At 60.3% G+C, this 26963-nt stretch carries 25 protein-coding genes and 2 pseudogenes; 18 read left to right on the top strand and 9 right to left on the bottom strand.

The window, feature by feature from the left end:
* Positions 1-21 precede the first annotated feature (21 nt).
* From BSF44_RS14390 to BSF44_RS14370, 5 genes are all read left to right on the top strand, one after another.
* Positions 22-2898, top strand: coding sequence for a type VI secretion system Vgr family protein (locus tag BSF44_RS14390; RefSeq protein WP_095944055.1), 2877 nt, complete (start codon positions 22-24; stop codon positions 2896-2898).
* 2 nt (positions 2899-2900) lie between these two features.
* Complete coding sequence (locus tag BSF44_RS14385; protein WP_095944054.1) at positions 2901-4862, top strand: phosphatidylserine/phosphatidylglycerophosphate/cardiolipin synthase family protein; 1962 nt, start codon at positions 2901-2903, stop codon at positions 4860-4862.
* Between the two features lie 3 nt (positions 4863-4865).
* Positions 4866-5897: a DUF6396 domain-containing protein gene (locus tag BSF44_RS14380; protein WP_224790047.1), complete on the top strand. Its 1032-nt coding sequence runs from the start codon at positions 4866-4868 to the stop codon at positions 5895-5897.
* A gap of 85 nt (positions 5898-5982) precedes the next feature.
* Positions 5983-7047 (top strand): DUF6396 domain-containing protein, encoded by a 1065-nt coding sequence (locus BSF44_RS14375; RefSeq protein WP_095944052.1) that lies wholly within the window; start codon positions 5983-5985, stop codon positions 7045-7047.
* 85 nt (positions 7048-7132) lie between these two features.
* On the top strand, positions 7133-8197 hold the full coding sequence (locus BSF44_RS14370; protein WP_095944051.1) for a DUF6396 domain-containing protein: 1065 nt from the start codon (positions 7133-7135) through the stop codon (positions 8195-8197).
* Positions 8198-8449: 252 nt separating this feature from the next.
* Here the strand turns inward: BSF44_RS14370 and BSF44_RS14360 are convergent, their stop codons facing one another.
* Positions 8450-8779: an EscU/YscU/HrcU family type III secretion system export apparatus switch protein gene (locus BSF44_RS14360; RefSeq protein WP_095944050.1), complete on the bottom strand. Its 330-nt coding sequence runs from the start codon at positions 8777-8779 to the stop codon at positions 8450-8452.
* Entirely contained in the window at positions 8776-10350 is a 1575-nt protein-coding gene (locus BSF44_RS14355; protein WP_095944049.1) for a flagellar hook-length control protein FliK, read from the bottom strand. Before BSF44_RS14355 ends, BSF44_RS14360 begins: the two co-directional genes overlap by 4 nt.
* Before the next feature lie 199 nt (positions 10351-10549).
* Between BSF44_RS14355 and ccmA the strand changes: the two genes are divergently transcribed.
* From ccmA to phnN, 12 genes and pseudogenes are all read left to right on the top strand, one after another.
* Positions 10550-11185, top strand: a complete 636-nt coding sequence (gene ccmA, locus BSF44_RS14350) for a cytochrome c biogenesis heme-transporting ATPase CcmA (RefSeq protein ID WP_095944048.1) — start codon at positions 10550-10552, stop codon at positions 11183-11185.
* Complete coding sequence (ccmB, locus tag BSF44_RS14345; protein WP_007980754.1) at positions 11182-11850, top strand: heme exporter protein CcmB; 669 nt, start codon at positions 11182-11184, stop codon at positions 11848-11850. Before ccmA ends, ccmB begins: the two co-directional genes overlap by 4 nt.
* Positions 11851-11929: 79 nt before the next feature.
* A complete protein-coding gene (locus BSF44_RS14340; RefSeq protein ID WP_095944047.1) occupies positions 11930-12685 on the top strand; it encodes a heme ABC transporter permease in 756 nt (251 codons plus the stop codon).
* Positions 12682-12858, top strand: a complete 177-nt coding sequence (gene ccmD / locus BSF44_RS14335; protein WP_008055370.1) for a heme exporter protein CcmD — start codon at positions 12682-12684, stop codon at positions 12856-12858. Before BSF44_RS14340 ends, ccmD begins: the two co-directional genes overlap by 4 nt.
* Positions 12855-13310, top strand: a complete 456-nt coding sequence (gene ccmE, locus BSF44_RS14330; protein WP_056721628.1) for a cytochrome c maturation protein CcmE — start codon at positions 12855-12857, stop codon at positions 13308-13310. Before ccmD ends, ccmE begins: the two co-directional genes overlap by 4 nt.
* A gap of 3 nt (positions 13311-13313) precedes the next feature.
* Complete coding sequence (locus tag BSF44_RS14325; RefSeq protein ID WP_095944046.1) at positions 13314-15302, top strand: heme lyase CcmF/NrfE family subunit; 1989 nt, start codon at positions 13314-13316, stop codon at positions 15300-15302.
* Complete coding sequence (locus BSF44_RS14320) at positions 15299-15835, top strand: DsbE family thiol:disulfide interchange protein (protein WP_095944045.1); 537 nt, start codon at positions 15299-15301, stop codon at positions 15833-15835. Before BSF44_RS14325 ends, BSF44_RS14320 begins: the two co-directional genes overlap by 4 nt.
* On the top strand, positions 15832-16305 hold the full coding sequence (locus tag BSF44_RS14315; RefSeq protein ID WP_095944044.1) for a cytochrome c-type biogenesis protein: 474 nt from the start codon (positions 15832-15834) through the stop codon (positions 16303-16305). The genes BSF44_RS14320 and BSF44_RS14315 overlap by 4 nt, the downstream gene beginning before the upstream one ends.
* Positions 16298-17497 (top strand): c-type cytochrome biogenesis protein CcmI, encoded by a 1200-nt coding sequence (gene ccmI, locus BSF44_RS14310; RefSeq protein WP_095944043.1) that lies wholly within the window; start codon positions 16298-16300, stop codon positions 17495-17497. The genes BSF44_RS14315 and ccmI overlap by 8 nt, the downstream gene beginning before the upstream one ends.
* Before the next feature lie 15 nt (positions 17498-17512).
* On the top strand, positions 17513-17920 hold the full coding sequence (locus tag BSF44_RS14305; protein ID WP_095944042.1) for a hypothetical protein: 408 nt from the start codon (positions 17513-17515) through the stop codon (positions 17918-17920).
* A 59-nt stretch (positions 17921-17979) separates the two neighbouring features.
* Positions 17980-18150 (top strand): annotated as a pseudogene (locus BSF44_RS14300) (hypothetical protein); the annotation flags it as partial.
* Positions 18151-18170: 20 nt separating this feature from the next.
* Positions 18171-18737, top strand: coding sequence for a phosphonate metabolism protein/1,5-bisphosphokinase (PRPP-forming) PhnN (gene phnN, locus BSF44_RS14295; RefSeq protein WP_095944040.1), 567 nt, complete (start codon positions 18171-18173; stop codon positions 18735-18737).
* Between the two features lie 204 nt (positions 18738-18941).
* Here the strand turns inward: phnN and BSF44_RS14290 are convergent.
* Both BSF44_RS14290 and BSF44_RS14285 read right to left on the bottom strand, forming a co-directional pair.
* A pseudogene (locus tag BSF44_RS14290) lies at positions 18942-19100 on the bottom strand (SDR family oxidoreductase); the annotation flags it as partial.
* A gap of 7 nt (positions 19101-19107) precedes the next feature.
* On the bottom strand, positions 19108-20313 hold the full coding sequence (locus BSF44_RS14285) for an MFS transporter (protein WP_095944039.1): 1206 nt from the start codon (positions 20311-20313) through the stop codon (positions 19108-19110).
* Between the two features lie 235 nt (positions 20314-20548).
* On the opposite strand from BSF44_RS14285, the gene BSF44_RS14280 reads away from it, so the two are divergent.
* Positions 20549-21178, top strand: a complete 630-nt coding sequence (locus tag BSF44_RS14280; protein ID WP_095944038.1) for a hypothetical protein — start codon at positions 20549-20551, stop codon at positions 21176-21178.
* Between the two features lie 62 nt (positions 21179-21240).
* Here BSF44_RS14280 and BSF44_RS14275 read toward each other — a convergent pair whose 3' ends face one another.
* The 5 genes from BSF44_RS14275 to BSF44_RS14255 all read right to left on the bottom strand — a co-directional run bounded on the left by BSF44_RS14275 (position 21241) and on the right by BSF44_RS14255 (position 26938).
* Positions 21241-22239: a sulfate ABC transporter substrate-binding protein gene (locus BSF44_RS14275; protein WP_095944037.1), complete on the bottom strand. Its 999-nt coding sequence runs from the start codon at positions 22237-22239 to the stop codon at positions 21241-21243.
* Between the two features lie 91 nt (positions 22240-22330).
* Positions 22331-23155: an ion transporter gene (locus BSF44_RS14270; RefSeq protein WP_095944036.1), complete on the bottom strand. Its 825-nt coding sequence runs from the start codon at positions 23153-23155 to the stop codon at positions 22331-22333.
* Positions 23156-23176: 21 nt separating this feature from the next.
* Entirely contained in the window at positions 23177-24091 is a 915-nt protein-coding gene (locus BSF44_RS14265; RefSeq protein WP_095944035.1) for an urea transporter, read from the bottom strand.
* Positions 24092-24252: 161 nt separating this feature from the next.
* Positions 24253-25668: a pyruvate kinase gene (gene pyk / locus BSF44_RS14260; RefSeq protein ID WP_095944034.1), complete on the bottom strand. Its 1416-nt coding sequence runs from the start codon at positions 25666-25668 to the stop codon at positions 24253-24255.
* Positions 25658-26938, bottom strand: a complete 1281-nt coding sequence (locus tag BSF44_RS14255) for a glycerate kinase (protein WP_095944033.1) — start codon at positions 26936-26938, stop codon at positions 25658-25660. Before BSF44_RS14255 ends, pyk begins: the two co-directional genes overlap by 11 nt.
* Positions 26939-26963 lie beyond the last annotated feature (25 nt).

The following is a 26963-nucleotide window of genomic DNA, read 5'->3' as shown; positions in this document are numbered from 1 at the left end:
GTGAAACAGGGAGTTTGAACGGTGAATTCAATTACAGACACCGCATTGGCTTCGTTTGTCCAGCCATTGAGCCAGGCCGGACGCTTGTTGCAACTGACCACGCCCCAAGGGCAGGAACTGTTCGCGTTGCGAGCCCATGCCCGGGAGAGGCTGGGCCGGGTGCCTCGCTACACGGTAGACGTGATCAACCAGGCGACGGTGTTCGACTCCGAGCAATTGATTGGTGAGGCGGTGCAACTGAGCATCAAGCTGGACGATGGCAGTTTGAGCCCCAGGCATGGCTGGGTGGAAAGCGTGCGCTACCTGGGAAGTGACGGCGGTCTGGACGATTGGCAACTGGTCTTCGCTCCCTGGTTCAGCCTGCTGGAATACCGTGTGGATTGCAGGATCTGGCAGGAGGTGAGTCTTCCCGACATCTTCGCCCAGGTCTTCCAGCACTACAGCCAGGCGCGTGGCGCGTACCGCTTCGAACTGTCACGGGAATATCCGCTGCTGTCCTACGTCACCCAGTTCAACGAGACCGATGCCCATTTCGTGCAGCGCTGGTGCGAACAGGAAGGTTTGTTCTGGTACGTGGAACATGCGCTTGACAGCCACTGCATCGTCTTCACCGACAGTGTCATTCTTTTGCCGACCTTGAACCCGCCAGCCTTGCGTTTTCATGCGCAACAGGCCGCTGACCAACAAGACAGCATTACCCAGTGGAGCCCCGGGGCCCGATTGCTCAATGGCGTGGTGCAATCGAGCAGCAGCGACTACCTCTGTCATGCCCGATCACAAATCACCCGAACCCCGGCGCTGCCTGCATCCTCGGCGCCACCCGATCTCGAGCGTTATCAATACCGTGGGCAATATGCCTGGCAAAACCCGGATCGGGGCGACTGGCTGAGCCGTGTGCAGATTGAACAGGACGAATCGGCTGCCAGGCGCATCCATGGGCAAGGTGGCGTGCGCCAGATGCAACCGGGTCATGGTTTCGAACTGACCCAACATCCGTTGTATGAATTCAAGGCGCCCAAGGAACGCCAGTTCCTGATCATCGCGGTCGAGTTTTTTGTCCAGAGCAACCTGCCGGTCGGCACGCAGCGCGTCAGCCCGCCCGGTAGCCTGAAAGCGCTTTTCGAATCCGAGCAACGCCAGTCGATGCACAAAGTGGATAACGAAGGCTTTTACCTGAACCGCTTTGAGACCCAGCGGCTGGACATTGCTTATCGCAGTCCTTTTTCCCATGCCAAACCGGCCAACCCCGGCCCGCAGACCGCCGTCGTCGTGGCCCCGAGCGGCCGCGAGGTCTTTACCGACAAGCTCAACCGTATCTGCGTACGTTTTCATTGGGACCGTCTGCTCAAGGATGGCGAACTGGGCTCATGCTGGCTGCGCATGATGCAGGCCAGCAGTGGTGAGGGTTGGGGCAGCGTGAACGTGCCGCGCTCGGGGGAGGAGGTCGTGGTGACGTTCCTCGACAACGACATCGACCGCCCCCTGGTGATGGGTCAGGTCTATGGCGGGCACAAGCCCGCCTGGCACTCAAGCGGATTGATGAGCGGTTACAAGAGCCAGGAGATCAAAGGACTTGGCTACAACCAGTGGGTGATGGACGACTCCACCGGCCAGGTACGGACCCAGATCCACAGCAGCCACGGCCACAGCCAGCTGAACCTCGGTTATCTGATCGACCAGCAGGGCAATCAGCGTGGCGCCCTGCGGGGCACGGGTTTTGAGTTGCGCACCGATGCCTACGGTGCCCTGCGCGCGCAGCAGGGTTTGTACCTCAGCACCTGGCCACGCACCAAAGCGCAAGGCGGCCAGGTCGATGTCGAGGAGGCCCGCACGCAACTGATAAACGCTCAAGAGCGGGTCAAGGCTTTGTCCGAGGCCGCTCGCCAGCACAATGCCCTGCCGATGCAGGGAAGTGTCGACAGCCTCGATCAACTTGGTGTCGATACCCGGTTGGACTATGGCAGTGAAGACAAGCACCTCACCAGCACTCAACGACAACCCCGCAATGGCGGCGACACCGATGCGGCGATCAGCAGTGGTGGCCGTGGCCGCACGGCCGGCTTTCACAAGCCGCTGTTGATTGCTTCAGCGCCTGCCGACATCGTCACCGCGACGCCGCAAAATACTCACGTTCATAGCGGCAAGCAGTTGACCTTGTCGAGCGGAGAGGACATCAACCTTGCCAGCGGCCAGTCATTGCTCGCCAGTGTTGCTCAAAGCATCAGCCTGTTCGCCAAGGCTGCGGGCGCCAGGCTGTTTGCGGCCAAAGGCAAGATCGAAATACAGGCGCAGAGCGATGCCATCGAGCTCACCGCCCAGGACAGCGTGCGTATCACCTCGACCGGGCGTTCCGTCGAAATTGCCGCTCAGGATGAAATCCTGCTGACCAGCGGTGGCGCCTATATCCGCATCAAGGACGGCAACATCGACATCCATGCGCCCGGCACCGTTGATGTAAGGGGCGTGAAAAAGACCTTCAACGGCCCGGCACAACTCAACCGCGAAAACCCTGCGTGGCCAACGGGCTCGGTCAGGCAGACGCTGGCATTGGCGGTCGGGCAAAGCAGTGCCGCAGGTTTCCAGTCGTGGAAGGGCATGCCTTACACACTCTTTGCCGATGGGCTTCAGGTCGCAAAAGGTGTCATGGACGGCAGTGGCCGGATTGCCGTCGACCACCACGTCACCACCCGCCGTTATCACATCGAACTGGCCAACGGCATCAGCTACGAGGTGCCGGTGGGCGGCGATTACCTGGGAGAGCCGGGCAATGCCGAACGGGCCAACCAGGGTTTCCACCGTCATGAGCAGCAACCTCGACCCGGCGATACGCCGCCAGACAGCTCCAGCCGGTTCCGCCAGGCCTATGCCCAATTGAACACGCCAGAGTCGGAGGCTTGAAGATGACCCCACCCACGATCACCGTCCCGATCGCCACGAGCAAGACCACCTCCTGCCAGCTCAACCTGCCATGGTTCGTGCAGTGCACCGAATACGGCCCGGTACCCGCCACCTTCGAGCCGCTGGTGAATGGCGAGCGCGCCTTCGGCTCGGTTTATGACGCCATCGCGGCCGCCAAAACCAGTGTGGAAATCATCTGTTGGGGGTTTCAGCCGTCGATGTACTTCAAGCGCGGTGATACCGGTTCGCTGTGCATCGGCGATCTGCTGATCAAGAAAGCCCATGAAGGCGTTCAAGTCCGAATCCTGTGTTGGTACGACACCTTGCGCCTCGCCCAGACGTCGGAAAACCCGACGCCCGGTGACAACGTCACCAACTGGCTCGGCAAGTACAAGCAGAACCGCAACGACGCACAAGTCGAATATGACAAGATGTGGTATCGCCAGATCCGCCTGGCCTATACGGGCGCCGAAACCGGCCCCATCGAGCTGGGCCAGCGTTTCTTTCGCTTGTTGCTATGGGGCAACGATCCCTCTCTGCGGATCAAGAACATCGAATTCGTCACTCGCGACTTCGGCTTGCTGGATCGTGCGGAAATTGCCTGGCGCCTGAAATGGAAGGCACTGGACAAGGATCGCGACACGACCAACAAAGTCATGAGTTCGGTGGCGATGGTCGCCGAGCCGAGCCACCACCAGAAAATGGTGCTGGTGGACTACGAGCAACCGGAGGTCGCCGTCGGGTTCGTGATGGGGCACAACACGCTGGATGCCTATTGGGACAATGATGATCACAGCCACGTGCGACATCACGGGCAGTTCGGACGCAACGGCGAAACGCCCCGGCAGGATATTTCCAGCCGAGTGAGCGGTCCGGTGCTTGAGTTCTTGAACGACAACTTCTGTGCCGCCTGGAAAAAAGAAACCCGCGTCGACCTGCTCGGCCCGCGTAAACACCTCGCCGGACAACTGCGCGTGCGACCAGACTATGGCCCTCCCGTCATGGCGCAAATACTCAGGACCCAAAGCCAGGAAAACATCCGCGACATCGAGAAGGTCTACCTGAAGGCCGTCAACAACACGACCCGATTCATCTACATCGAGAACCAGTACTTTCGCTGGCCACCGCTGGCGGACAAGATCAAGAGCGTCGTACAAAACCTTCTTAACGGGGGGCGCGATCTTGAAAAAAACGGGCCGCTGTACCTGTTCGTCGTGACCAACTCCTCCACCGAGGCCATGGGTGATGGCTCCGTCAATACCTTCCGCATGTTGAAGCAGTTGGGCCGCCCGGAGCTGATGCCGGGTGTCGCCAAGGCCGAACGGCGCGACGGTCTAGAGGCCGAACTTGCCCAAGCCAGGCTGGCCGAGCGCCTGGCTTCCATCAATGCAGGTATTTTCAAGGATCAACGCGATACCGAGCATGACCAGGCGGCGGCTCGGTACTACGCAACCTTGAAAGACAAGCTGGAGCGCGCACGCGCCAGGGTCGCGCAGCTTGAAAAAGAGTTTCCCCAGCAAGACCAGGCCGTCATATCCCCCACGGAAATTCCCGGCCTGAAAGTGCACATTTGTACCCTGGTTGCCCCAGATTCCCCGCCAGAAAACTGGATGGATGTGTACGTGCACAGCAAGTTGATGATTGTCGATGATGTGTTCACCACGCTGGGTTCCGCGAATATCAATACCCGCAGCATGCAGGTGGATAGCGAGTTGAATATTTGTATTGAGGATCCAGCGGTGACAAGGCCGTTGAGGGAGCATTTGTTTGGGGTGCATACGGAGTGGAGGGCTGCCGGGGGTGAAATGTCTAAGATATATAGAGAGTGGCAAGACATTATTAGCCTAAATAGAAATGCTCGAACGAATAACTCTCAACGTGAAGTAACGAGCGAGCCGGCGTCTCCTGTTGCATCATTGATTGAGTTTATGCGAGAAAGTCCTGACAGAAAAAATTGGGACTAGTTTATGAATAAAATATGTCTCGCGTTTAGTGTGTGTTTGTTTGCTATGGCCTGTTCAAAGGTGGAGGAAAGTATGGTAGGTGCCTCGCAGGTAAATTTTGCTTACAGTAGATTGGAATTTAAGTGCGCATATGAGCGCGATTCGTTACCTTTACTTAACCAAGATGCAGACGTTTTCTATCGGTATGGCCTTTACCTGGAAAAGCGTAAAGGACAGAAAGATTACGATGAGATCGCCCGCTATTATCGTATTGCGGCAGCTCACGATCACTACAAGGCCGCGACCAATCTGCAGTTCCTGTTGTCAACCGGACAAGCCCGCTCTCCTGACGCCAGTAAAGAGGTCATCGATCTAGCCGAGTATTATATTGCTCAAGGCATTCCCGGGGCTTATTACGATATGGCGCATTACCTCGAGTTGGGTTATGGCGTCAAGCAGGATGTCGCCGCGTCCAAGGCGTACTTTCGTCGGGCGGCCGATTTGGGGAATCCGGACGCTCAGTATTACATAGGCAGACTTCTGTCCTATGTACCCAATACGGCAAAAATCATGCTGGCGATGTACGAATGTTCGATGGAGCAAGGCAACAGATTGGCGGGGAGAGAGTATGCAAGTTATTCGAAGGTCTCAGGTTTGTATCGAGAGTCCTTGGAAGGCTACCAACATGCGACTAGAAATGGTGACGCAAACAGTGCCGGAAATCTGGCGAGTGCCTTCGAAGGGCCTCCAGCCTCCGATCGGTTGTACTACCTGGCTGTTCAGCAAGATGACGAGCGCGCCGACCGATACAATAGAATCACCGACTTCCTGACGCGACACGAACACCTCGGAGCAAAAATCCCCGATCTGGATGACATCGTCCCACTTCCACCTGCGACCCTCCCCGAGTGGGACGGTACCTTCCAATGGAAACGCGAGCGTGACTCGGCTGTCCCCATCATTCCATCAGCAGAACTGATCGAGAAACTCAGCGCCGAAAAGGGACTTGATCCCGCCACGGGCTTGCCGCTGCCAAAACCTAACGGGAATACCTGACCATTACCGTCGGGAGGGCATCCTGTTTGGCAGTTCGGAGGAGGTGAATTGATGATGGGTAAGTCATTAATTATCGAGTGAGGTTATGCAGGAGAAATCAATAAATAATCGAGTGGGGGCGGGTAAGCTACTGCCGGCATTGTTCAGCTTCTTGATGATCCTGGCCTGCTCAAAAAAAGAAGAGCATACGCACGATGCTGCGTCGGTGGACTTTGCCTACAGTAGATTGGAGTTTAAGTGCGTACATGAACACGATTCGTTGCCGGTGTTGAGTCAGGACGCGGACGTCCTCTATCGGTATGGCCTTTACTTGGAAAAGCGTAAAGGGCAGAAGGATTACGACGAGATCGCCCGCTATTATCGTATCGCGGCTGCGCACGATCATTACAAGGCCGCGACCAATCTGCAATTTCTACTGTCAACCGGACAAGCCCGCTCTCCTGACGCGAGTAAAGAGGTCATCGATCTGGCCGAATTTTATATTGCTCAAGGTATCCCGGGGGCTTATTACGACATGGCGCATTACCTGGAGTTGGGTTATGGCGTCAAACAGGATGTCGCTGCCTCCAGAGCCTATTTTCGGCGGGCGGCCGACTTGGGGAGTCCGGACGCTCAGTATTACATAGGCAGGCTTCTGTCCTATGTGCCCAATACGGCCGAAATAATGTTGGCGATGTACAAGTGTGCGATGGAGCAGGGTAATCGATCGGCTGGAAGAAAATACTCAATATATTCGCAAGGATCAGGTAATTACAAAGAGTCCTTGCAAGGCTATCAAATAGCAGTTCGTTATGGTGATGCCGCTAGTGCCAGTCGACTGGCTAGCGCATTCGAAGGCCCCCCAGCGTCCGATGAGCTTTATTACTTGGCACTTGAGCAAGATTCCGAACGCGTAGAACGATATAAAAAAATTAACTTATTCCTGAGACGGCACGAACATTTAGGGGCAAAAATGCCCGATCTGGATGACATCGCCCCGCTCCCACCTGCGACCCTCCCTGAGTGGGACGGTACCTTCCAATGGAAACGCGAGCGTGACTCAGCTGTTCCCATCGTTCCATCTGCAAAGCTGATCGAGAAACTCAGCGCCGAAAAGGGACTTGATCCCGCGACGGGCTTGCCGCTGCCAAAACCTACCGGGAATACCTGACCATTACCCGTCGGGGTGCATCCTGCTTGGCAGTTGGGAGAAAGTGAATTGATGATGGGTAAGTGATTAATTATCGAGTGAGGTTATGCAGGAGAAATCAATAAACAATCGGGTGGGGGCGAGTAAGCTACTGCTGGCATTGTCCAGTTTCTTGATGATCATGGCCTGCTCAAAAAAAGAAGAGCATGTTCCTGATGCCGCCTCGGTGGACTTTGCCTACAGTAGACTGGAATTCAAGTGCGCGTATGAGCGTGATGCGTTACCGGGGTTGAATCAGGATGCGGACATCCTCTATCGGTATGGCCTTTACCTGGAAAAGCGTAAAGGGCAGAAGGATTACGACGAGATCGCCCGCTATTATCGTATCGCGGCTGCACACGATCATTACAAGGCCGCGACCAATCTGCAGTTCCTGCTGTCAACCGGACAAGCCCGCTCTCCTGACGCGAGTAAAGAGGTCATTGATCTAGCCGAGTATTATATTGCTCAAGGTATTCCCGGGGCTTATTACGATATGGCGCATTACCTCGAGTTGGGTTATGGCGTCAAGCAAGATGTCGCGGCGTCCAAGGCGTACTTTCGACGAGCCGCCGACCTAGGGAATTCGGACGCGCAGTATTATATAGGTAGGCTTTTAACCTATGTGCCAAATACGGCCGATATCATGCAGGCGATGTACAAATGTGCAATGGAGCAGGGTAATAGATTGGCGGGAAGAAATTACTCAAGTTATTCGAAAGTCGTTGGCCTTTACCAAGAAGCTCTCCACGGTTACCAAACAGCAATTCGCAATGGCGATGCCAATAGTGCCAGTCGTCTGGCCAGTGCCTTTGAAGGGCCTCCAGCCTCCGATCGGCTGTACTACCTGGCTTTACTGCAAGATGACGAGCGCGTCGATCGATACAATAAAATCAGCGATTTCCTGACGCGTCACGAACACCTCGGAGCAAAAGTCCCTGATCTGGATGACATCGTCCCACTCCCACCCGCAACCCTCCTCGAGTGGGACGGTACCTTCCAATGGAAACGAGAGCGTGACTCTGCTGTCCCCATCATTCCATCAGCCGAGCTGATCGAGAAACTCAGCGCCGAAAAGGGACTTGATCCCGCCACGGGCTTTCCGCTGCCAAAAACCGCCGGGAACCTCTAATTAATGCTGTCCCTGCAACACGTGATGGTCGGCATGGGCTGACTCAGTCCTGCGGCTTGGTCGAGGCTTAGGAGACCTGTAGGAGCGAGCCTGCTCGCGATGGTCGTTAACGATGACGCGGGTTTCCTGGAGATACGCGGCGCTCATACGTGCATCGCGAGCAGGCTCGCTCCTACAGTGGTTCCATGTCGGTCACAGAATCACTGCAGATCACCTGTGGGCGAGCCTGCTCGCGATGGCGCCCTTGAAATCTCAGTAATCATCCCCGCTTTCGGTGACGTCCTTCTCCACCATCAGCGCATCCGGCCCCATCCCCGCCGGAAACTTCCCCTTCAAACTCCACGCAAACGCAATGATCTCGGCAATCGTCAGATAGAGCTCCTGGGGAATGCTGTCCCCCAGCTCCATCCTCGCCAGCAGTCTCACCAGTTCGGCGTTTTCGTAGATCGGTACCTCGCAGTCGCGGGCAATGCGCAGGATTTCTTCCGCCAGCGCTTCGTCGCCCTTGGCGGTGAGGGTGGGGGCGTGGGTGCCGTCGTATTTGAGGGCGATGGCTTGGCGTGGGGCGTTGGGGTTTTTCATGCGGTTTCGTCGACCCAGCGTTGTTCGAGGCGGGTTTGCGGGCCTTGGGGTGGTGTGCCGAGGTGGCAATCCAGGTCGCCGACGTTCAGGCCGGCGGACAGCAGGCGGTCACGTAGCCTGGCGAGGTTGCTTTCGATCAGGTTGGCGGTGTACGGCCGTTCGGCCCAGAGCTGGCCGGACAGGCTGCCCTTGATCAGTTGTGCCTGAATTTGCAGCGGCCCCAAGGGCTCCATGGCGAAGGCCAGTTCCACACGCCACAGCTGTTGTTTGGGTTCGCGTTCTTCGCGACGTTCCTTCGGCGGGTCTTTTTCGGGTGATTCTTCACGCTGGAACTTGACCTGCAAGGGCACGATGTCCTGCATATTGCGCATAGGGATTTCCAGTTGCCAGGTGCTCATCAGCCGTCCGTCGGCAGTTACGCCGGTTTGTTCCAGGCTCGACAGCTGATGGCTTTGCAGGCGTGAAACCGCGGCGGCGGCCAGGCGTAGCAGGTGTTCGAGGTCGTTTTCACCGTCGGCGCTTTGCAACAGGCGTTCGGGCAGCGGGAAACCGGTCGGCGACGGCTTGGCACTCACCTGGCCGAGCATGCCCAGGGCATTGCGAACAAAATTCGGCATGGCCTGGGCCAGGGTGTTGGCGGCGATGATCGCGCCGAGGCTGGTATCGGCCGGCAAGCCCTGACGCAACTGCGCAACCAGTTTGAGCAGATCGCCTTTCATATCCGGTGCGAGCATCGGGTTTTGCCCGGTCAGCAGTTTGCTTTCGAGGAACGCACCGCTGCTGGCCAAGGCCTGGGCCAGGCCCTTGGGGGTGCTCAACTGTTGAACATCCGGCAGGCCGGCGAGCAACCGGGCAGCGGCGCTACGCAATTCAACGGTTGTCTGGTCCGAGGGCGCAAGGTTCTGCAGGAGTTTGAGCAAGCCGTCCAGCGATCCTTGGCGGCTTTGCTGGTCGACCAGTTGCCGGGTCACCGCCAGTTGTTCCTGTCGGCTGCTCAGTGGCACGAACTTCACGGTCTGGGCGTCCTGCACCTGCGCGCTCAACAAGGTGCCAATGCGCAAGGGCTGCGGGCTGTCGATGCTCAGGGTACTGCCGCTCAGTGCGGTATTGAGCAGGCTCACCATCGAGCGAAACACCATGGGCTGGCCGGGCACCTGGGGCAGCACTTGCGAGGTCAGCACTTTGCCCTGCAGCAGGGTGCCAACGGGCAGTTGTGCGGTGTCGAGGCGGGTGAGGGTGGCGACGTTGGAGGCAATGGCCTGTTGCACCGTCACGGCCAGATTGCCGGCCGAGGGCTGGGTGACGACCAGCGTGGTGCCTTGGGCCAGCGGTTGATTACTGGTGGTCTGGACCGTGGTCTGGCGGCCGCTGTCGAGGGTGACCTTGAGTAGCATCTGGAAAGTCTGGTCCGCCTGCTTGAGCGACAACACTTCGGCCTGGGCGGTTTGACCGACGCTGATCAGCCCCTCCACCGGGGTCAGCAATTTGAGCAGCTCGCCGCTGACCACCTGCGGGCGGGAAGTCGCCGGGAGGGTTTGCGGTAGCGGGAGGATGTTCATTTCGCCTGTCATACGCGGTCACAACCTGAGGAAAATGCACTCTTTAGAGTAAGGCATGGCATGTATAATGCCGCGCCGTTGTATCCAAAAATGGCGAAAACTTTGCAATTGTTTGACGCAGCTCTCTAGAACAAGACGTCATTGCATCTATGCTGCGTCTCTTTAACGGCCGCGCCAGAGCCGACTTGAACCGTATAAGGCCCGTGATCCCTTGACCAGTCCTGTCCTGCAAACCGTTGCCCTTGCCTGCGAGCGAGACCTTCGGCTGCTCTTCGAAAATCTCGATTTGAGACTGGCCAGTGGCGAAATGATGCAAATCAGCGGCCCCAACGGCAGCGGCAAGACCAGCCTGTTGCGCCTGCTCTCGGGGCTGATGCAGCCGACCGCCGGCCAGGTGTTGCTCAACGGTCAGCCGCTGAACGAACAACGCGGTGAGCTGGCGCGCAACCTGCTGTGGATCGGCCACGCCGCCGGGATCAAGGATTTGCTGACGCCGGAAGAGAACCTGAGCTGGCTGTGCGCCTTGCATCATCCGGCGACCCACGAGGCGATCTGGCAGGCACTGGCCGCGGTTGGCCTGCGTGGATTCGAGGATGTGCCTTGTCACACCCTATCTGCCGGTCAACAGCGCCGCGTCGCCTTGGCGCGCCTGTATCTGGACAGCCCGCCGCTGTGGATCCTCGATGAACCCTTTACCGCCCTCGACAAGCAGGGCGTGGCGCAACTCGAAGAACACCTGGCCGGCCACTGCGAGCGCGGCGGCATGGTGGTGTTGACCACCCACCATACGCTGAGCCGGATGCCGGCCGGTTATCGCGATATCGATCTGGGGAGCTGGGCCGTATGAGTGTTTTCGGCCTGTTGGTCGCCCGTGAGGCTCGTCTGCTGTTCCGCCGTCCGGCGGAACTGGCCAATCCGCTGGTGTTCTTTGCCATCGTCGTTTCCCTGTTCCCGTTGGCGGTCGGTCCTGAGTCTCAATTGTTGCAAACCTTGTCTCCGGGGTTGGTCTGGGTCGCGGCACTTTTATCGGTCCTGCTCTCGCTGGACGGGCTTTTCCGCAGTGATTTCGAAGATGGATCCCTCGAACAGTGGGTCCTTTCGCCGCACCCCCTGGCTCTTCTGGTTTTGGCCAAGGTGCTGGCACACTGGGCTTTTTCCGGCCTGGCACTGGTTTTGCTCGCGCCCTTGCTGGCGCTGATGCTCGGTTTGCCTGCCGCCTGTCTGCCGGTGTTGCTGCTTTCGTTGCTGCTCGGTACACCGGTACTGAGCCTGCTCGGTGCGGTGGGCGCGGCGCTGACGGTGGGCTTGAAGCGCGGCGGCCTGTTGCTGGCACTGCTGATTCTGCCGCTGTACATCCCGGTGTTGATCCTTGGCAGTGGCGCCTTGCAGGCGGCCTTGCAGGGGATGCCGGCGACCGGTTATCTCCTGTGGCTTGGCAGCCTGACCGCCCTGGCGATAACCCTGACACCTTTTGCAATAGCTGCTGGCCTGAAGATCAGTGTCGGCGAATAATGAGGTCTGGTTAAAAAGTAACCAGTAAAGACCCTTTGGCTGTCTCGCGATATCGAGCAGCAACCGTGATGGAAACAGTATGAACTGGACGTGGTTTCACAAGCTCGGCTCGCCCAAATGGTTTTACGGCATCAGCGGCAGAATGCTGCCCTGGCTGAGCGTCGCGGCGTTGTTGCTGATCAGCGTTGGCGTGGTCTGGGGCCTGGCCTTCGCGCCGCCGGACTATCAGCAGGGCAACAGCTTCCGCATCATTTATATCCACGTCCCGGCCGCCATGCTGGCGCAGTCCATCTACGTGATGCTGGCGGTGTGTGGCATCGTCGGTCTGGTGTGGAAGATGAAACTGGCCGACGTCGCCCTGCAGTGCGCGGCGCCCATCGGTGCCTGGATGACCGCCGTGGCACTGGTCACCGGGGCGATCTGGGGCAAGCCGACCTGGGGCTCGTGGTGGGTCTGGGATGCACGCCTGACGTCCATGCTTATCCTGCTGTTCCTGTACTTCGGTCTCATTGCGCTGGGCAACGCCATCAGCAATCGTGACAGCGCGGCCAAGGCTTGTGCGGTGCTGGCGATTGTCGGCGTGATCAATATCCCGATCATCAAGTACTCGGTGGAGTGGTGGAACACCCTGCACCAGGGCGCGACGTTCACGCTCACGGAAAAACCGGCGATGCCCGCCGAGATGTGGCTGCCGTTGCTGCTGACGGCGCTGGGTTTCTACTGTTTCTTCGGCGCGGTGCTGTTGCTGCGCATGCGCCTCGAAGTGCTCAAGCGCGAAGCCCGGGCCAGTTGGGTCAAGGCCGAAGTCGAACACAGCCTGGAGGTCGCTCGATGAGTTTTGCTTCATTCGGCGATTTCCTCGCCATGGGCCATCATGGCCTGTATGTCTGGTCGGCCTATGGCATCTGCCTGGCGGTGCTGGCCCTCAACGTGGCGGCGCCGATCCTGGCCCGCAAGCGGTATCTGCAACAAGAGGCGCGTCGTTTGCGCCGGGAGAACGGCAAGTGAATCCGCTGCGCAAAAAGCGTCTTATCATCATTCTCGCGATCCTGGTCGGGGTCGGCGCTGCCGTCGGCCTGGCCCTGAGCGCCCTGCAGCAGAACATCAACCTGTTTTACACACCAACGCAGATCGCCAACGGCGAAGCGCCACAGGACACACGCATCCGTGCCGGCGGCATGGTCGAGGCCGGTTCCTTGCAGCGCTCCGGCGACTCGCTGGACGTGAAGTTTGTCGTCACCGACTTCAACAAGTCCGTGACCATCACGTATCGCGGCATCCTCCCGGACCTGTTCCGCGAAGGGCAGGGCATCGTCGCTTTGGGCAAGCTCAACGCCGATGGCGTGGTGGTGGCCGATGAAGTGCTGGCCAAGCACGATGAAAAGTACATGCCGCCGGAAGTGACCAAGGCCTTGAAAGACAGCGGCCAGTCGGCACCTACTCCTGTGAAAGAGGGCTAACTGATGACAGCTGGAATCTTCATTCCCGAGTTGGGCCACCTGGCCATGATCCTGGCGCTGTGTTTCGCGCTGGTTCAGGCCGTGGTGCCATTGGTCGGTGCCTGGCGCGGCGACCGCTTCTGGATGAGCCTGGCCCAGCCGGCCGCGTGGGGGCAGTTCGCGTTTTTACTGTTCGCCTTCGGTTGCCTGACCTACGCCTTCATGGTCGATGACTTCTCCGTGGCTTATGTGGCCAACAACTCCAACAGCGCCTTGCCGTGGTACTACAAGTTCAGCGCCGTGTGGGGTGCCCACGAAGGTTCCCTGCTGTTGTGGGCCTTGATTCTCGGCGGCTGGACCTTCGCGGTATCGGTGTTTTCCCGGCAGTTGCCGCAGGTCATGCTGGCCCGCGTGCTGGCGGTGATGGGCATGATCAGCACCGGATTCATGCTGTTCCTGATCATGACCTCCAACCCGTTCAAACGCATCCTGCCGCAAACGCCCACCGACGGTGCCGACCTCAATCCACTGTTGCAAGACATCGGCCTGATCGTTCACCCGCCGATGCTGTACATGGGCTACGTCGGTTTCTCGGTGGCTTTCGCCTTCGCTATCGCCGCGCTGATGGGCGGTCGCCTGGATGCCGCGTGGGCGCGCTGGTCGCGTCCGTGGACCATCGTGGCCTGGGCGTTCCTCGGCATCGGTATCACTCTCGGTTCGTGGTGGGCTTACTACGAACTCGGCTGGGGCGGCTGGTGGTTCTGGGACCCGGTGGAAAACGCCTCGTTCATGCCATGGCTGGTGGGCACCGCGCTGATTCACTCGTTGGCGGTCACGGAAAAACGTGGCGTGTTCAAGAGCTGGACCGTGTTGCTGGCCATCGCCGCCTTCTCCTTGAGTCTGCTGGGCACTTTCCTCGTGCGTTCCGGCGTGCTGACCTCGGTGCACGCCTTTGCGTCCGATCCGGAGCGCGGGGTGTTCATTCTGATTTTCCTGCTGTTCGTGGTCGGTGGTTCGCTGACCCTGTTCGCCCTGCGCGCGCCGGTGGTCAAGAGCCAGGTGGGCTTCAACCTCTGGTCCCGGGAAACGCTGTTGCTGGGCAACAACCTGGTGCTGGTGGTGGCGGCTTCGATGATCCTGCTCGGCACCCTGTATCCGCTGATTCTCGACGCCATGACCGGCGCCAAGCTGTCCGTCGGCCCGCCGTACTTCAACGCGCTGTTCATTCCGTTGATGGCGTTGCTGATGGTGGTGATGGCGGTCGGCGTGATCGTGCGCTGGAAAGACACCCCGGTGAAATGGCTGGTGAGCATGCTGACCCCGGTCCTGCTCGGCAGCGCCGCGCTGGCAGTCGTGGCCGGCGTCGCCTATGGCGATTTCAACTGGGCCGTGCTCGCGACCTTCATGCTCGCCGCCTGGGTATTGCTGGCCGGCGTGCGTGACATCTTCGACAAGACCCGGCACAAGGGCCTGATCAAAGGCCTGCCAACCCTGACCCGCAGCTACTGGGGCATGCAGGTCGCGCACCTGGGCATTGCCGTGTGTGCGCTGGGTGTCGTGCTGTCGAGCCAGAACAGTGCCGAGCGCGACCTGCGCCTGGCGCCGGGCGAATCCATGGACCTGGGCGGCTATCAGTTCGTCTTCGAAGGCGCCAAACACTTCGAAGGCCCGAACTTCACTTCCGACAAAGGCACCGTGCGGGTGATCCGCAACGGCAAGGAAATCAGCGTGCTGCACCCGGAAAAACGCCTGTACACCGTGCAGAACTCGGTGATGACCGAAGCGGGCATCGATGCCGGTTTCACCCGCGACCTCTATGTCGCCCTCGGTGAACCGCTGGGCAACGGCGCCTGGGCTGTGCGCGTGCATGTCAAGCCGTTCGTGCGCTGGATCTGGTTCGGCGGTCTGTTGACAGGCGCAGGCGGGCTGCTGGCGGCGCTGGATCGGCGTTATCGGGTCAAGGTCAAAAGCCGCGTGCGCGAAGCACTGGGCATGCCGGGAGCCACTGCATGAAGCGTTGGTTGATGTTGTTGCCACTGGCGATTTTTCTGGTGGTCGCTGTATTCCTTTACCGTGGGTTGTACCTGGATCCGGCCGAGCTGCCTTCGGCCATGATCAACAAACCGTTCCCGGAGTTTTCCCTGCCGTCGGTGCAGGGCGACAAGACCCTGACCCGCGCTGACATTCTGGGCAAACCGGCGTTGGTCAACGTCTGGGGCACCTGGTGCATTTCCTGCCGGGTCGAGCACCCGGTGTTGAACAAACTGGCCCAGCAGGGCGTGGTGATCTATGGCATCAACTACAAGGACGTCAACGCCGATGCCTTGAAGTGGCTGAAGGACTTCCACAACCCCTATGCACTGGACATTCGTGACGACGACGGCTCGCTGGGCCTGAACCTCGGCGTGTACGGCGCACCGGAAACCTTCTTCATCGACGCCAAGGGCATCATCCGCGACAAGTTCGTCGGCGTGATCGACGAGCAGGTCTGGCGCGAAAAACTGGCGGGCAAGTACCAGGCGCTGGTTGACGAGGCCAAGCCATGAAGCGCTGGATCGCTGCCGTTGCCTTGGGCTTGAGCCTGGCGGGCATGGCCCACGCGGCCATCGACACCTACGAGTTCGCCAAGGAAGAAGATCGCGAGCGTTTCCGCGAGCTGACCAAGGAGCTGCGTTGCCCCAAGTGTCAGAACCAGGACATCGCCGACTCCAACGCACCGATTGCCGCCGACCTGCGCAAAGAGATTTTCCGCATGCTCGGCGAAGGCAAGGACAACCAGCAGATCATCGACTTCATGGTCGACCGTTATGGTGATTTCGTCCGCTACAAGCCTGCGCTGAACGCCAAGACCGCCTTGCTCTGGTTCGGCCCCGCCGGCCTGTTGCTGGGCGGTGTCGTGATCATCGCGGTGATCGTCCGCCGTCGTCGCGTGCAACGCGCCGGCACCCCGGGCTCGCTGTCTGCCGAGGAGCGCTCGCGCCTCGACCACCTGTTGGATAAAACCAAGAATGATTGATTTCTGGCTCGCTGCAGGTCTGCTGCTTCTGGTTGCCCTGAGTTTTCTGTTGATCCCGGTGCTGCGTAGCCGTCGCGCCCAGCGTGAAGAGGATCGTACCGCCCTGAACGTCGCGCTTTATCAGGAGCGCGTGGCTGAGTTGCAGACTCAGCAGGAAGAGGGTGTGCTCGATGCGGCGCAAATGGACGCCGGTCGCGCCGAAGCCGCCCGTGAGTTGCTGGCGGACACCGAAGGCGCTGAAGCGCCACGGGTGTCGCGTCTGGGCAAACCCTTGCCGTTGCTGGCGGCCATACTGGTGCCGGTGCTGGGCCTGGGCCTTTATCTGCATTTCGGTGCCAGCGACAAGGTCGAACTGACCCGTGAATTCTCCCAAGCCCCCCAGTCGATGGAAGAGATGACCCAGCGCCTGGAGCGCGCGGTCGCTGCTCAGCCGGATTCCGCTGAAGGCATGTACTTCCTCGGTCGCACCTACATGGCTCAGGATCGTCCGGCGGACGCGGCGAAGATGTTCGAACGCACGGTGAACCTGGCCGGTCGTCAGCCCGAGTTGCTCGGTCAATGGGCCCAGGCCCAGTACTTTGCCGATGGCAAGAAGTGGTCGGACAAGGTCCAGGCCCTGACCGACGAAGCGCTCAAGGCCGATCCGAAAGAAGTCACCAGTCTTGGCCTGCTGGGCATTGCCGCGTTTGAAAGTGAGCGTTATCAGGACGCCATCGATTACTGGAATCGCCTGTTGGCGCAATTGCCGCCGCAAGACCCGTCCCGCGAGGCGCTGCAAGGCGGGATTACCCGGGCCACGGAGAAACTGGTGGCCAGTGGCGGCAAGGTTGCGCAAGCACCGACGGCCAAGGCGGCGTTGCTCAAGGTCAGTGTCGATCTGGCCTCGGACCTTAAATCCAAGGTCCAGCCTGGCGACAGCGTGTTCATTTTCGCCCGTGCGATCTCCGGTCCTCCGGCCCCGCTGGCGGTCAAGCGCATGACCGTGGCCGACCTGCCGGTGACCGTCGAACTGGGCGATGCCGACGCAATGATGCCGCAATTGAAACTGTCGAACTTCCCTGAAGTCCAACTGGTTGCGCGCATTTCCCGTGCTGGCAAACCGACTGCCGGCGAATGGATCGGTCGCAGCCAGCCCTTGGCCAGCAGCACCACCGCGCCGCAAACATTGACCATCGATAGTCCGGACAAATAACAGGAAAACGCAATCATGACCGCATTCGCTCGTATCACCCTGTTCAGCGTCGTCATGGGGTTAAGCGCTTGTGCGGTCCAGCCACCAACGGAACATCAGGCACCAGCACCGTTCCCGCCGTCGCAGCCGAGCCCCACGCCATCGACGTCGCCTGTACCGAGCAAGCCGACCATTCCGGCCAAACCCTCAAAGCCGTTGCCACGCACCTCTGCCAGCTTCGCGCCGCCACCAGGGGGCAATAGCCATTGGGATCCGAAGCTTGGGGTGTATGTGCTGGATGACCAGCCCAATACCTTTTATCGCCAGCGTACCTATTACCGCTGGGATAACGGCTGGAGCCGGTCGATCAGTCCGAACGGGCCGTGGGAAGATACTGACATCCACGGTGTACCGGGTGGCCTGGGGCGGCAATTCGGGCAGTAGCGCAAAAAAGGCGACCTTCGGGGGCGCCTTTTTTGTGGGCGTTGAAGTTGTGCTTTCACGGCAGGAGTATGTTGATGGGCGCACCGAACATCGTGCACGGCCGGTCGCACTCGGGTAACGTGGCCGCCGCAGAGCTGGCCGCCGGGCTGGACGATCGTGGCGAGATTGCGACGGGCCTGCGGGCCGAACTGCTGCGGGCACGGACGGTTTACCGGTGGTCCAAGTGGTGACAAGCGAAGAGGGTGTTTTGATGGCGGGCAGGTTGATCTATCTCATCGGGCCTTCAGGTTCGGGCAAGGACAGCCTGCTGGATGCCGCGCGAACGCGGTTGGCCGAACACGGCTGCCGTATCGTGCGCCGGATCATTACCCGCTCGGCCGAAGCCGTGGGCGAGGCGGCGCTGGGCGTCAGTGCCCGGCAATTCGCCGACATGGAAGCCCGGGACGCGTTTGCCCTGAGCTGGCACGCCAATGGGTTGTCCTATGGCATCCCACGGGAAATCGACGATTGGCTGGCCGCTGGCCAGAACGTACTGGTCAATGGCTCGCGGGGGCATTTGCAGAATACGCAGCTGCGCTATCCGGATGTGTTGGTGCTGTTGCTGAGCGTGGACCAGGCGGTGCTGCGTCAACGACTGCTCAAGCGCGGGCGTGAATCGGTTAGCGAGATCGATCAGCGCCTGGCACGCAATGCCCGATTCAACGAGCAGCTGCTGGCGGAAGATTCTGCCGTGCACCTGCTCGACAACTCCGGGCCACTGGAGCTTACGGTCGAACGCTTGCTGGCCTGCATTGACGAGCAAGCTCCACGCGCCTGACGTTGCCGGGCACCGGTCATGCCCGGCAAGTGCCAGCCTGCGATCTGTTGATTTTGATTCAACGGTTTTTACCCCGCCCACCCCTTCAAGTCTAAACATACAAGCGAGCTTGCTCGCGATGACGGCAGTACCTTCACCATTGATGTGGCTGACAGTCCGCTATCGCGAGCAAGCTCGCTCCCACAGTGGATGGGTGTTGGTAAGTTAGAAAGCAGCCTTGCCCACAGAAGCACCACCATCGACAAACAGCATCTGCCCGGTGATGAACCCGCTCTGTTCCGACAGCAGAAACGTAATTGCGGAGGCGATTTCCTGTGGTTGTCCCAGGCGGCCCATCGGCACGTTGGCCAGATACCGCGCTTTTAGCGATTTACGCCGTCGCCAACGAACCCTTCTGCGAAACACTCAAGAACCGCAACAATGCCAACAGCGGAAACGCGCTGCCGACGATCACGATCCACAACCAGCCGCCGTGTTCGTACACCGCGCTGGCCACCGAAGAGCCGAAGGCGCCGCCGATGAAGATGCTGGTCATGTACAGCGCATTCAGGCGGCTGCGGCTTTTGCCGTCGAGGGCGTAGACCGCACGCTGGCCCAGGACCATGTTCATCTGCACGCAGAAGTCGAGCACCACGCCGGTCACCGCCAGGCCGATGACGCTGTAGGCCGGATGGATAAACGCCGGCATAAAACTCAGGCTGGCGAACAGCAGGGCCAGCAACGAGGCGATGCGGGTGTGACCGGCATCGGCCAGGCGCCCGGCGATCGGGGCGGCAATGGCGCCGATGGCGCCGACCAGCGCGAAAATCGCGATCTCGCTTTGCGACAAGCCATGGTTGCGCGCCAGCTCCAGTGGTACGGCGGTCCAGAACAGGCTGAAGGTGGCAAACATGCAGCCCTGGTAAAACGCCCGCTGGCGCAGCACCGGTTGTTTGCGCAACAGCGTCCACAGCGAGCCCAGCAATTGGCCATAGGACGCACTGTGATCAGGTTCACGCTTGGGAATGGTCACGGCCAGCACGATGCTGATGGCCGCCATCAACACCGCGGCAATCATGAACATCGCCCGCCAGCCGAAGTGGTCGGCTACCACGCTGGACACCGGCCGGGCCAGCAGAATGCCGAGCAGCAAACCGCCCATGATCCCGCCCACCACACGGCCACGGGTTTCTTCCGGCGCCAGGTGCGCGGCCAACGGAATCAGGATCTGCACCGAAACCGAACTGAACCCCACCAACAGCGAAATCAGCAAAAACACGTTCGGCTGATCGGTGAACGCCGCGCCCAGCAGACTGACAATCGCCACCAGCGTGGTGATGATCATCAACCGACGGTTCTCCAGCAGATCCCCCAGCGGCACCAGGAAAAACAGCCCCAGCGCATAGCCGATCTGGGTCAGGGAGACGATCAGGCTGGCCATGGTGTTGGTCAGGCCGATGTCCGGGGCGATCAGGCCGATGATCGGTTGCGCGTAGTAAATGTTGGCGACAATCGCGCCGCAGCAGAAGGCGAACAGCAGCACCATCCCTGGGGTCATTGTCGCAGTGCCGTGGGGCACCTGGGTCGCTGGGTTCATAACGGGTCTCGCTGTACGGAAAGGAATGCGCGCAGGCTAATGGGCTGACTGAAACGGCGGAAGTGGGATTGGAGTGATAGCAGTCATTCCATTGCGCAATGACTGACGAACGCGTGTGTCGTCCGTCGCAGAGCCTTGCGTCAGAACTATGCAGGTGAATGATACATTCACTTACATCTTGTTCGATAGCGTGCTTATGTTCTCTCTTCCTGTCTCACCACCGGAGGGCCGTCCCATGAAGGTGAAGTTTCGTCAGCTGATTCGCTGGGTTTCCGTCGTCACCTTGATCAGCGTATTCAACGTTGGCCTGGCTCAGGCCGAAGATGCGCCGGGCACGCGCATCGGGGTGCGCGGCGAGATAACCGGTGTCAGCCAGGACGCTCTGAAGGTCCATGCCAACAGTGGCGAAAACGTCATGATCAACCTGACCAAGGACACCAAGGTCCGCGCCGTGACCCTGGCTAACATCGAAGACATCAAGCCCGGCAGCTACATCGGCTCCGCGGCCATTCCTCAGGAGGATGGCAGCCTCAAGGCCTTGGAGGTTCATGTGTTCCCGCCGGAACTGGCCGGCAGTGGCGATGGTCATCGGCCGTTTGACCTGGTCAAGGGCAGCAGCATGACCAACGGCAGCGTCGGCGACCTGGTGGTGAGCAATGGCCGGGTGCTGACCGTCAACTACAAGGGCGGCCAACAGAAGATTCTGGTGCCCGAAGACGTACCCATCGTCAATCTGATGCCGGCCGATCGCAGCCTGTTGAAAGTGGGCGTGAAGATCGTAACCTTTGTGACCCAGGGCGCTGACGGCACGCTCACCGCTCAATCCATCTCGGCGGGCAAGGATGGCGTGACACCGCCGATGTAGCGGGAAGTCACAGAACCTGTGGGAGCAAGCTCGCTCCCACAGGAGTTGCAGTGTTCAGGTAATTACTGACCGCTGTAGATCTGGTCGAAAACCCCGCCATCATTGAAGTGGGTCTTCTGCACGGTGCGCCAGTCGCCGAAGGTTTTCTCCACCGACAGGAAGTCCACTTTCGGGAAGCGGTCGGTGTACTTGGCCAGCACAGCCGGGTCACGCGGGCGCAGGTAGTTCGCCGCGGCAATTTCCTGGCCTTGCGGCGACCACAGGTACTTCAGGTATTCCTCGGCCGCCGCGCGGGTGCCTTTCTTGTCGACGGTCTTGTCGACCACCGACACCGGTGGCTCGGCTTCGGCGGAAACGCTTGGGTAGATGACTTCGAACTGATCACGGCCGAACTCGCGGGCAATCATTTCCGCTTCGTTCTCGAAGGTCACCAGCACGTCGCCGATCTGGTTGGTCATGAAGGTGGTGGTGGCGGCACGGCCGCCGGTGTCGAGTACCGGCGCTTGCTTGAACAGTTTGCCGACGAAGTCTTTGGCCTTGTTCTCGTCGCCGCCGTTTTTCAACACGTAGCCCCAGGCCGAGAGGTAGGTGTAGCGACCGTTACCGGAGGTTTTCGGGTTCGGGACGATGACCTGAACGCCGTCCTTGAGCAGGTCCGGCCAGTCTTTCAGGGCTTTCGGGTTGCCCTTGCGCACGATGAACACGGTGGCGGAGGTGAACGGCGCGCTGTTGTTCGGCAGGCGCGTGACCCAGTTGTCCGGGACCAGTTTGCCGTTGTCCGCCAGGGCATTGATGTCGGTGGCCATGTTCATGGTGATGACATCGGCCGGCAGGCCGTCGATGACCGAACGTGCCTGTTTGCTGGAGCCGCCAAAGGACATCTGCAGGACGATGTTTTCGTTATGTTCGGCTTGCCAGTGTTTCTGGAACGCAGTGTTGTAGTCCTTGTAGAAATCTCGCATCACGTCGTAGGAAACGTTGAGCAGGGTCGGTGCGGCCTGGGCGATGTTGCCCAAGGCCAGGCCAGCGGCGAGAAGCGAGGCGCCAAAGAGTTTTTTCACTGCGAATTCCTTGTTCTATTAAAAGTGGGGCAATTTGCCAGCGACTATAACTGGGCTCGTTTAGTCCCTTAAAGATTAAAAAGCTCTTTGCTTATTCCAGTTTTTTGAACAATGCATTGCCACAACGGGAGCAGAACGACGCCTCCGGTTCATGGCTGTCCTTGGCACACACCGGGCAGTCGCGATGCAACTGGCCGCCACGCATGGCTGTGGCCAGTTCGGCGGTGAAAATCCCGGTGGGCACGGCGATGATCGAGTAACCGGTGATCATCACCATCGACGAGATGACCTGGCCCAGTGCGGTCTTGGGCACGATGTCGCCGTAACCGACGGTGGTGAGAGTGACGATAGCCCAGTAAATGCCCTTGGGAATGCTGGTGAAGCCATGTTGCGGGCCTTCGACCACATACATCAGGGTGCCGAACACCGTCACCAGGGTGCAGACGCTGAGCAGGAACACGAGGATTTTCTGCTTGCTGCCGCGCAAGGCATCGAGCAGGTAATGGGCTTGCTTGAGGTACGGGCCGAGCTTGAGCACGCGGAAGATCCGCAGCATCCGGATTACCCGGATGATCAGCAGGTACTGGGCATCGCTGTAGTACAGCGCGAGGATGCCGGGCACGATGGCCAGCAGGTCCACCAGCCCATAGAAACTGAAGGCATAGCGCAGGGGCTTGGGCGAGCAGTACAGGCGCAGGATGTACTCGCCGAGGAAGATCACCGTGAAGCCCCACTCGATGTACGCCAGCAGGCTGGCGTAGTTCTGGTGGACGTCATCGATGCTGTCCAGGATCACCACCACCAGGCTGGCGAGGATGATCAGCAGCAAGGTGGAGTCGAAGCGTCGACCGGCAACGGTGTCGGTCTGAAAAATAATCACGTACAGGCGATTACGCCACGTGTCGTTGCTGTTCATGTACATCGCCTTGGCCGCAAATCAGCGCAGCCTAGGTTGATTCTCCCCGGGAGCGCAAGGCGCGCTTTCGACGGTGGCCTTGCCGAGCATTTGCACGACGCAGCGGATCAGCCAGCCGGCAAGAATGAACGGCGCGGTCAGCATGGGCAGACCGATGGCGGCAAACACGGGAGTCAGCAACAGCGCCAGGCCAATGCCAACCAGTGGCAGCCACGGGTGGCGACGCTGCGAGCTGAAGGCGAGGGCGGCCAGCACGGCGTTATAGCCACCGAGGCCGAGCAGTGCGGTATAGAAGTCGTGGTTCAGCAGGCTCCAGCCCATGCCCGCGACGGAGGCCAGCAACGCCCAGCAGAAGGCGCGGCGATCAGCGATCAGCAAACCGGCGGCAATCATTGCACCGGCCAGCGGATGACCGAGGAACATCACCTGACCAATGCCTTTGAGGGGGGCGGCGAGCATGTTCAGGGTGCTGACTTCGATCAAGTGCGGCTCAGTCGAGGGCGTGGCGAAGCACAGCAGCAGCCAGCCCAGTCCGACGAAGGGCGCGGTGTAGGCCGGCAGGCATTGGCTGAACCGGACGCGCTTGAGCCACTGCTGGGTGACCATCGCGCTCAGGCCTCCGGCGGCCAGAATCAGTGGCGGCATCATCGCCGACCAGGGGAAATACAGGCTCAGTAACAGTCCGAGCAGCACGCCGTTGTAGCTGAACAACCCGGCCTGACGATCAGCCTTGGCATAGTTGCGGCGTTGCGCGGTGAGCAGCCCGGCGACACCACCGAGCAAGGCGCCGCCGAGCAGGGCGGGCGCGGTGAACAGGATGGCCAGGACGCACAGCAGGCCGCACAGCGGATTGCGCTGGAGAAAGATCTGGCTGAAGCCATTGAGCAAGGCTTCGGCCCAATCGGGGCAGTGGGTGTTGAAATGGTTGGCAGGCATGGCAGTTCTGAAAGGTCAGTGAAGCCGAGTTGGTCGAGCGCGACCCCGGCTGATCGCCAGCAGGCTGGCTCCCACACTGAATCTCTGTTCAGTCTTGATTCCGTGATCGACACAAAACCAATGTGGGAGCGAGCCTGCTCGCGATGAGGCCGGTACAGGCGCTAGATCAATGTCTCGATACGCAAAGAGTTAGTCGACCCCGGCTGCCCAAACGGCACACCGGCGGTGATCAACAGCGTGTCGCCGCGCTGAGCCATGCCTTGTGCCTGGGCGATCTCTAGCGCCGTGGAGCAGACTTCATCGACCTGACGCAGGCGGTCGTTGACCACCGAGTGCACCCCCCACGCCACGCTCAGGCGACGGGCGGTTTGCAGGTTCGGTGTCAGGTTGAGGATCGGCACCGTCGGCCGCTCCCGCGCCGCGCGCAGGCTCGATGCGCCAGATTCGCTGTAGTTCACCAGCACCGCCACCGGCAGCACGTTGCTGATGCGGCGAATGGCGCAGCTGATCGCGTCGGAAACAGTCGCCTCGGCTTTCGGTCGGCTGACGTCCAGTTGAGTCTGATAGTCCGGACCGTTTTCCACCTGGCGGATGATCTTGCTCATCATCTGCACGGCTTCGAGCGGGTATTCGCCGGAGGCGGTTTCCGCCGACAGCATCACCGCGTCCGCACCTTCGGCCACAGCGTTGGCGACATCGGTGACTTCGGCGCGGGTTGGCGCCGGTGAGAAGCGCATTGACTCGAGCATCTGGGTCGCCACCACCACCGGTTTGCCGAGCTGGCGGCAGGTGCCGATGATGTTCTTCTGGATCTGCGGCACGCTTTCGGCCGGCACTTCCACGCCCAGGTCACCGCGGGCGACCATGATCGCGTCGCTCAATTCGGCGATCTCGCGCAGTTGTTCGACGGCCGAGGGCTTCTCGATCTTGGCCATCAGGAAGGCCTTGTCGCCGATCAGGCTGCGGGCTTCGCGGATGTCATCGGGACGTTGCACGAACGACAGCGCCACCCAGTCCACACCCAGCTCCAGACCGAAGGTCAAGTCGCGGCGATCCTTGGCGGTCAGCGGGCTCAGGTCGAGCACCGCTTGCGGCACGTTCACGCCTTTGCGGTCCGACAGTTCGCCGCCATTGAGCACGGTGGTGTCGATGGCGTCGGCGTACTTGGTCACGACCCGCAGGCGCAACTTGCCGTCGTCCAGCAGCAGGTCCATGCCCGGCTCCAGTGCGGCGATGATTTCCGGGTGCGGCAGGTTGACCCGGCGCTCATCACCCGGCGTGGCATCGAGGTCCAGGCGCAAGGCCTGACCGCGCACCAGTTGCACCTTGCCGTCGGCGAACTTGCCGACCCGCAGTTTCGGGCCTTGCAGGTCCATCAGAATGCCCAATGGATAATTCAACTGGCGCTCGACTTCACGGATCCACTGAAAACGCTGGGCGTGGTCGGCGTGATCGCCATGGCTGAAGTTCAAGCGGAAGATGTTGACCCCGGCCAGCACCAGCTCACGGATGGCGTCGATGCCGTCGGTGGCCGGGCCGAGCGTGGCGAGGATTTTGACCTTTTTATCAGGCGTCATGTTTAGTGCTCTCAAGGATCAGAATGGCGCGGAAGTCGTTGACGTTGGTACGGGTCGGCTCGGTGACGATCAGGGCGTCGAGCGCCTCGAAGTAGCCGTAACCGTTGTTGTTGTCCAACTCGTCGCCGGCGCTCAGGCCCAGGGCGGCGGCGCGGGCGTAGCTGTCCGGGGTCATGATCGCGCCGGCGTTGTCCTCGGAGCCGTCGATGCCGTCTGTGTCGCCGGCCAGCGCGTAGACGCCCGGCAGGCCCTTGAGGTTGTCGGTCAGGCTCAGCAGGAACTCGGCATTGCGCCCGCCACGGCCATTGCCGCGCACGGTGACGGTGGTTTCGCCGCCGGAGAGAATCACGCAGGGCGCCGCCAGCGGCTGACCGTGCAGGACGATCTGCCGTGCGATGCCGGCGTGGACTTTCGCCACCTCGCGGGATTCGCCTTCCAGGTCACCAAGGATCAGCGGACTGAACCCGGCCTGACGGCATTTCACCGCCGCTGCTTCAAGGGATTGCTGCGGGCGGGCGATCAACTGGAAATGACTGCGTGCCAGGCTCGGGTCGCCGGGTTTGACGGTTTCCGACTCGGGGCTTTGCAGCCAGGTGCGCACCGAAGCCGGAACCTCGATGGCGTAGCGTTTGAGGATCGCCAGCGCTTCGGCCGAGGTGCTCGGGTCGGCCACGGTAGGGCCGGAGGCGATGACCGTGGCGAGGTCGCCCGGCACATCGGAAATCGCATAGGTGTAGACCGTGGCAGGCCAGCAGGCTTTGCCCAGGCGGCCACCCTTGATCGCCGAGAGGTGCTTGCGCACGCAGTTCATCTCGCCGATGGTCGCGCCGGACTTGAGCAGGGCTTTGTTGATCGACTGCTTGTCGGCCAGGGTGATGCCGACCGCCGGCAGTGCCAGCAGGGCAGAACCACCGCCGGAGAGCAGGAAAATCACGCGGTCGTTTTCGTTCAGGTCGCTGACCAGTTCCAGCACACGCTTGGCCACGGCCAGACCCGCAGCGTCCGGTACCGGATGTGCGGCTTCGACCACTTCGATTTTTTCGCAAGGTGCGCCGTGACCGTAGCGGGTCACTACCAGGCCTGTGACTTCACCCTGCCAGCAGCGCTCGACCACCTGGGCCATGGCGGCTGCGGCTTTGCCGGCGCCAATGACGATCACGCGACCGCTGCGGTCGGCAGGCAGATGGGCTTCGAGGACTTGTTGCGGATGCGCCGCGTCGATGGCTGTGGCAAACAGCTCGCGCAGCAATTGTTGCGGATCGACCGACATGGCGGGCTCCCGGAATTCTTGTTAT

The organism is Pseudomonas sp. ACN8 (assembly GCF_002303925.1).
GTDB lineage: Bacteria > Pseudomonadota > Gammaproteobacteria > Pseudomonadales > Pseudomonadaceae > Aquipseudomonas.
The sequence above is the reverse complement of the archived record's forward strand: the minus strand, read 5'-3'. Positions and strand labels throughout refer to the sequence as shown.

Coding starts and splice junctions, on each gene's coding strand:
- BSF44_RS14385 (WP_095944054.1), top strand. CDS start 2,901: ATGACCCCACCCACGATCACCGTCCCGATCGCCACGAGCAAGACCACC.
- BSF44_RS14380 (WP_224790047.1), top strand. CDS start 4,866: ATGAATAAAATATGTCTCGCGTTTAGTGTGTGTTTGTTTGCTATGGCC.
- BSF44_RS14375 (WP_095944052.1), top strand. CDS start 5,983: ATGCAGGAGAAATCAATAAATAATCGAGTGGGGGCGGGTAAGCTACTG.
- BSF44_RS14370 (WP_095944051.1), top strand. CDS start 7,133: ATGCAGGAGAAATCAATAAACAATCGGGTGGGGGCGAGTAAGCTACTG.
- BSF44_RS14360 (WP_095944050.1), bottom strand. CDS start 8,779: ATGAAAAACCCCAACGCCCCACGCCAAGCCATCGCCCTCAAATACGAC.
- BSF44_RS14355 (WP_095944049.1), bottom strand. CDS start 10,350: ATGACAGGCGAAATGAACATCCTCCCGCTACCGCAAACCCTCCCGGCG.
- ccmB (WP_007980754.1), top strand. CDS start 11,182: ATGAGTGTTTTCGGCCTGTTGGTCGCCCGTGAGGCTCGTCTGCTGTTC.
- BSF44_RS14340 (WP_095944047.1), top strand. CDS start 11,930: ATGAACTGGACGTGGTTTCACAAGCTCGGCTCGCCCAAATGGTTTTAC.
- ccmD (WP_008055370.1), top strand. CDS start 12,682: ATGAGTTTTGCTTCATTCGGCGATTTCCTCGCCATGGGCCATCATGGC.
- BSF44_RS14325 (WP_095944046.1), top strand. CDS start 13,314: ATGACAGCTGGAATCTTCATTCCCGAGTTGGGCCACCTGGCCATGATC.
- BSF44_RS14320 (WP_095944045.1), top strand. CDS start 15,299: ATGAAGCGTTGGTTGATGTTGTTGCCACTGGCGATTTTTCTGGTGGTC.
- BSF44_RS14315 (WP_095944044.1), top strand. CDS start 15,832: ATGAAGCGCTGGATCGCTGCCGTTGCCTTGGGCTTGAGCCTGGCGGGC.
- ccmI (WP_095944043.1), top strand. CDS start 16,298: ATGATTGATTTCTGGCTCGCTGCAGGTCTGCTGCTTCTGGTTGCCCTG.
- BSF44_RS14305 (WP_095944042.1), top strand. CDS start 17,513: ATGACCGCATTCGCTCGTATCACCCTGTTCAGCGTCGTCATGGGGTTA.
- phnN (WP_095944040.1), top strand. CDS start 18,171: ATGGCGGGCAGGTTGATCTATCTCATCGGGCCTTCAGGTTCGGGCAAG.
- BSF44_RS14285 (WP_095944039.1), bottom strand. CDS start 20,313: ATGAACCCAGCGACCCAGGTGCCCCACGGCACTGCGACAATGACCCCA.
- BSF44_RS14280 (WP_095944038.1), top strand. CDS start 20,549: ATGAAGGTGAAGTTTCGTCAGCTGATTCGCTGGGTTTCCGTCGTCACC.
- BSF44_RS14270 (WP_095944036.1), bottom strand. CDS start 23,155: ATGAACAGCAACGACACGTGGCGTAATCGCCTGTACGTGATTATTTTT.
- BSF44_RS14265 (WP_095944035.1), bottom strand. CDS start 24,091: ATGCCTGCCAACCATTTCAACACCCACTGCCCCGATTGGGCCGAAGCC.
- pyk (WP_095944034.1), bottom strand. CDS start 25,668: ATGACGCCTGATAAAAAGGTCAAAATCCTCGCCACGCTCGGCCCGGCC.
- BSF44_RS14255 (WP_095944033.1), bottom strand. CDS start 26,938: ATGTCGGTCGATCCGCAACAATTGCTGCGCGAGCTGTTTGCCACAGCC.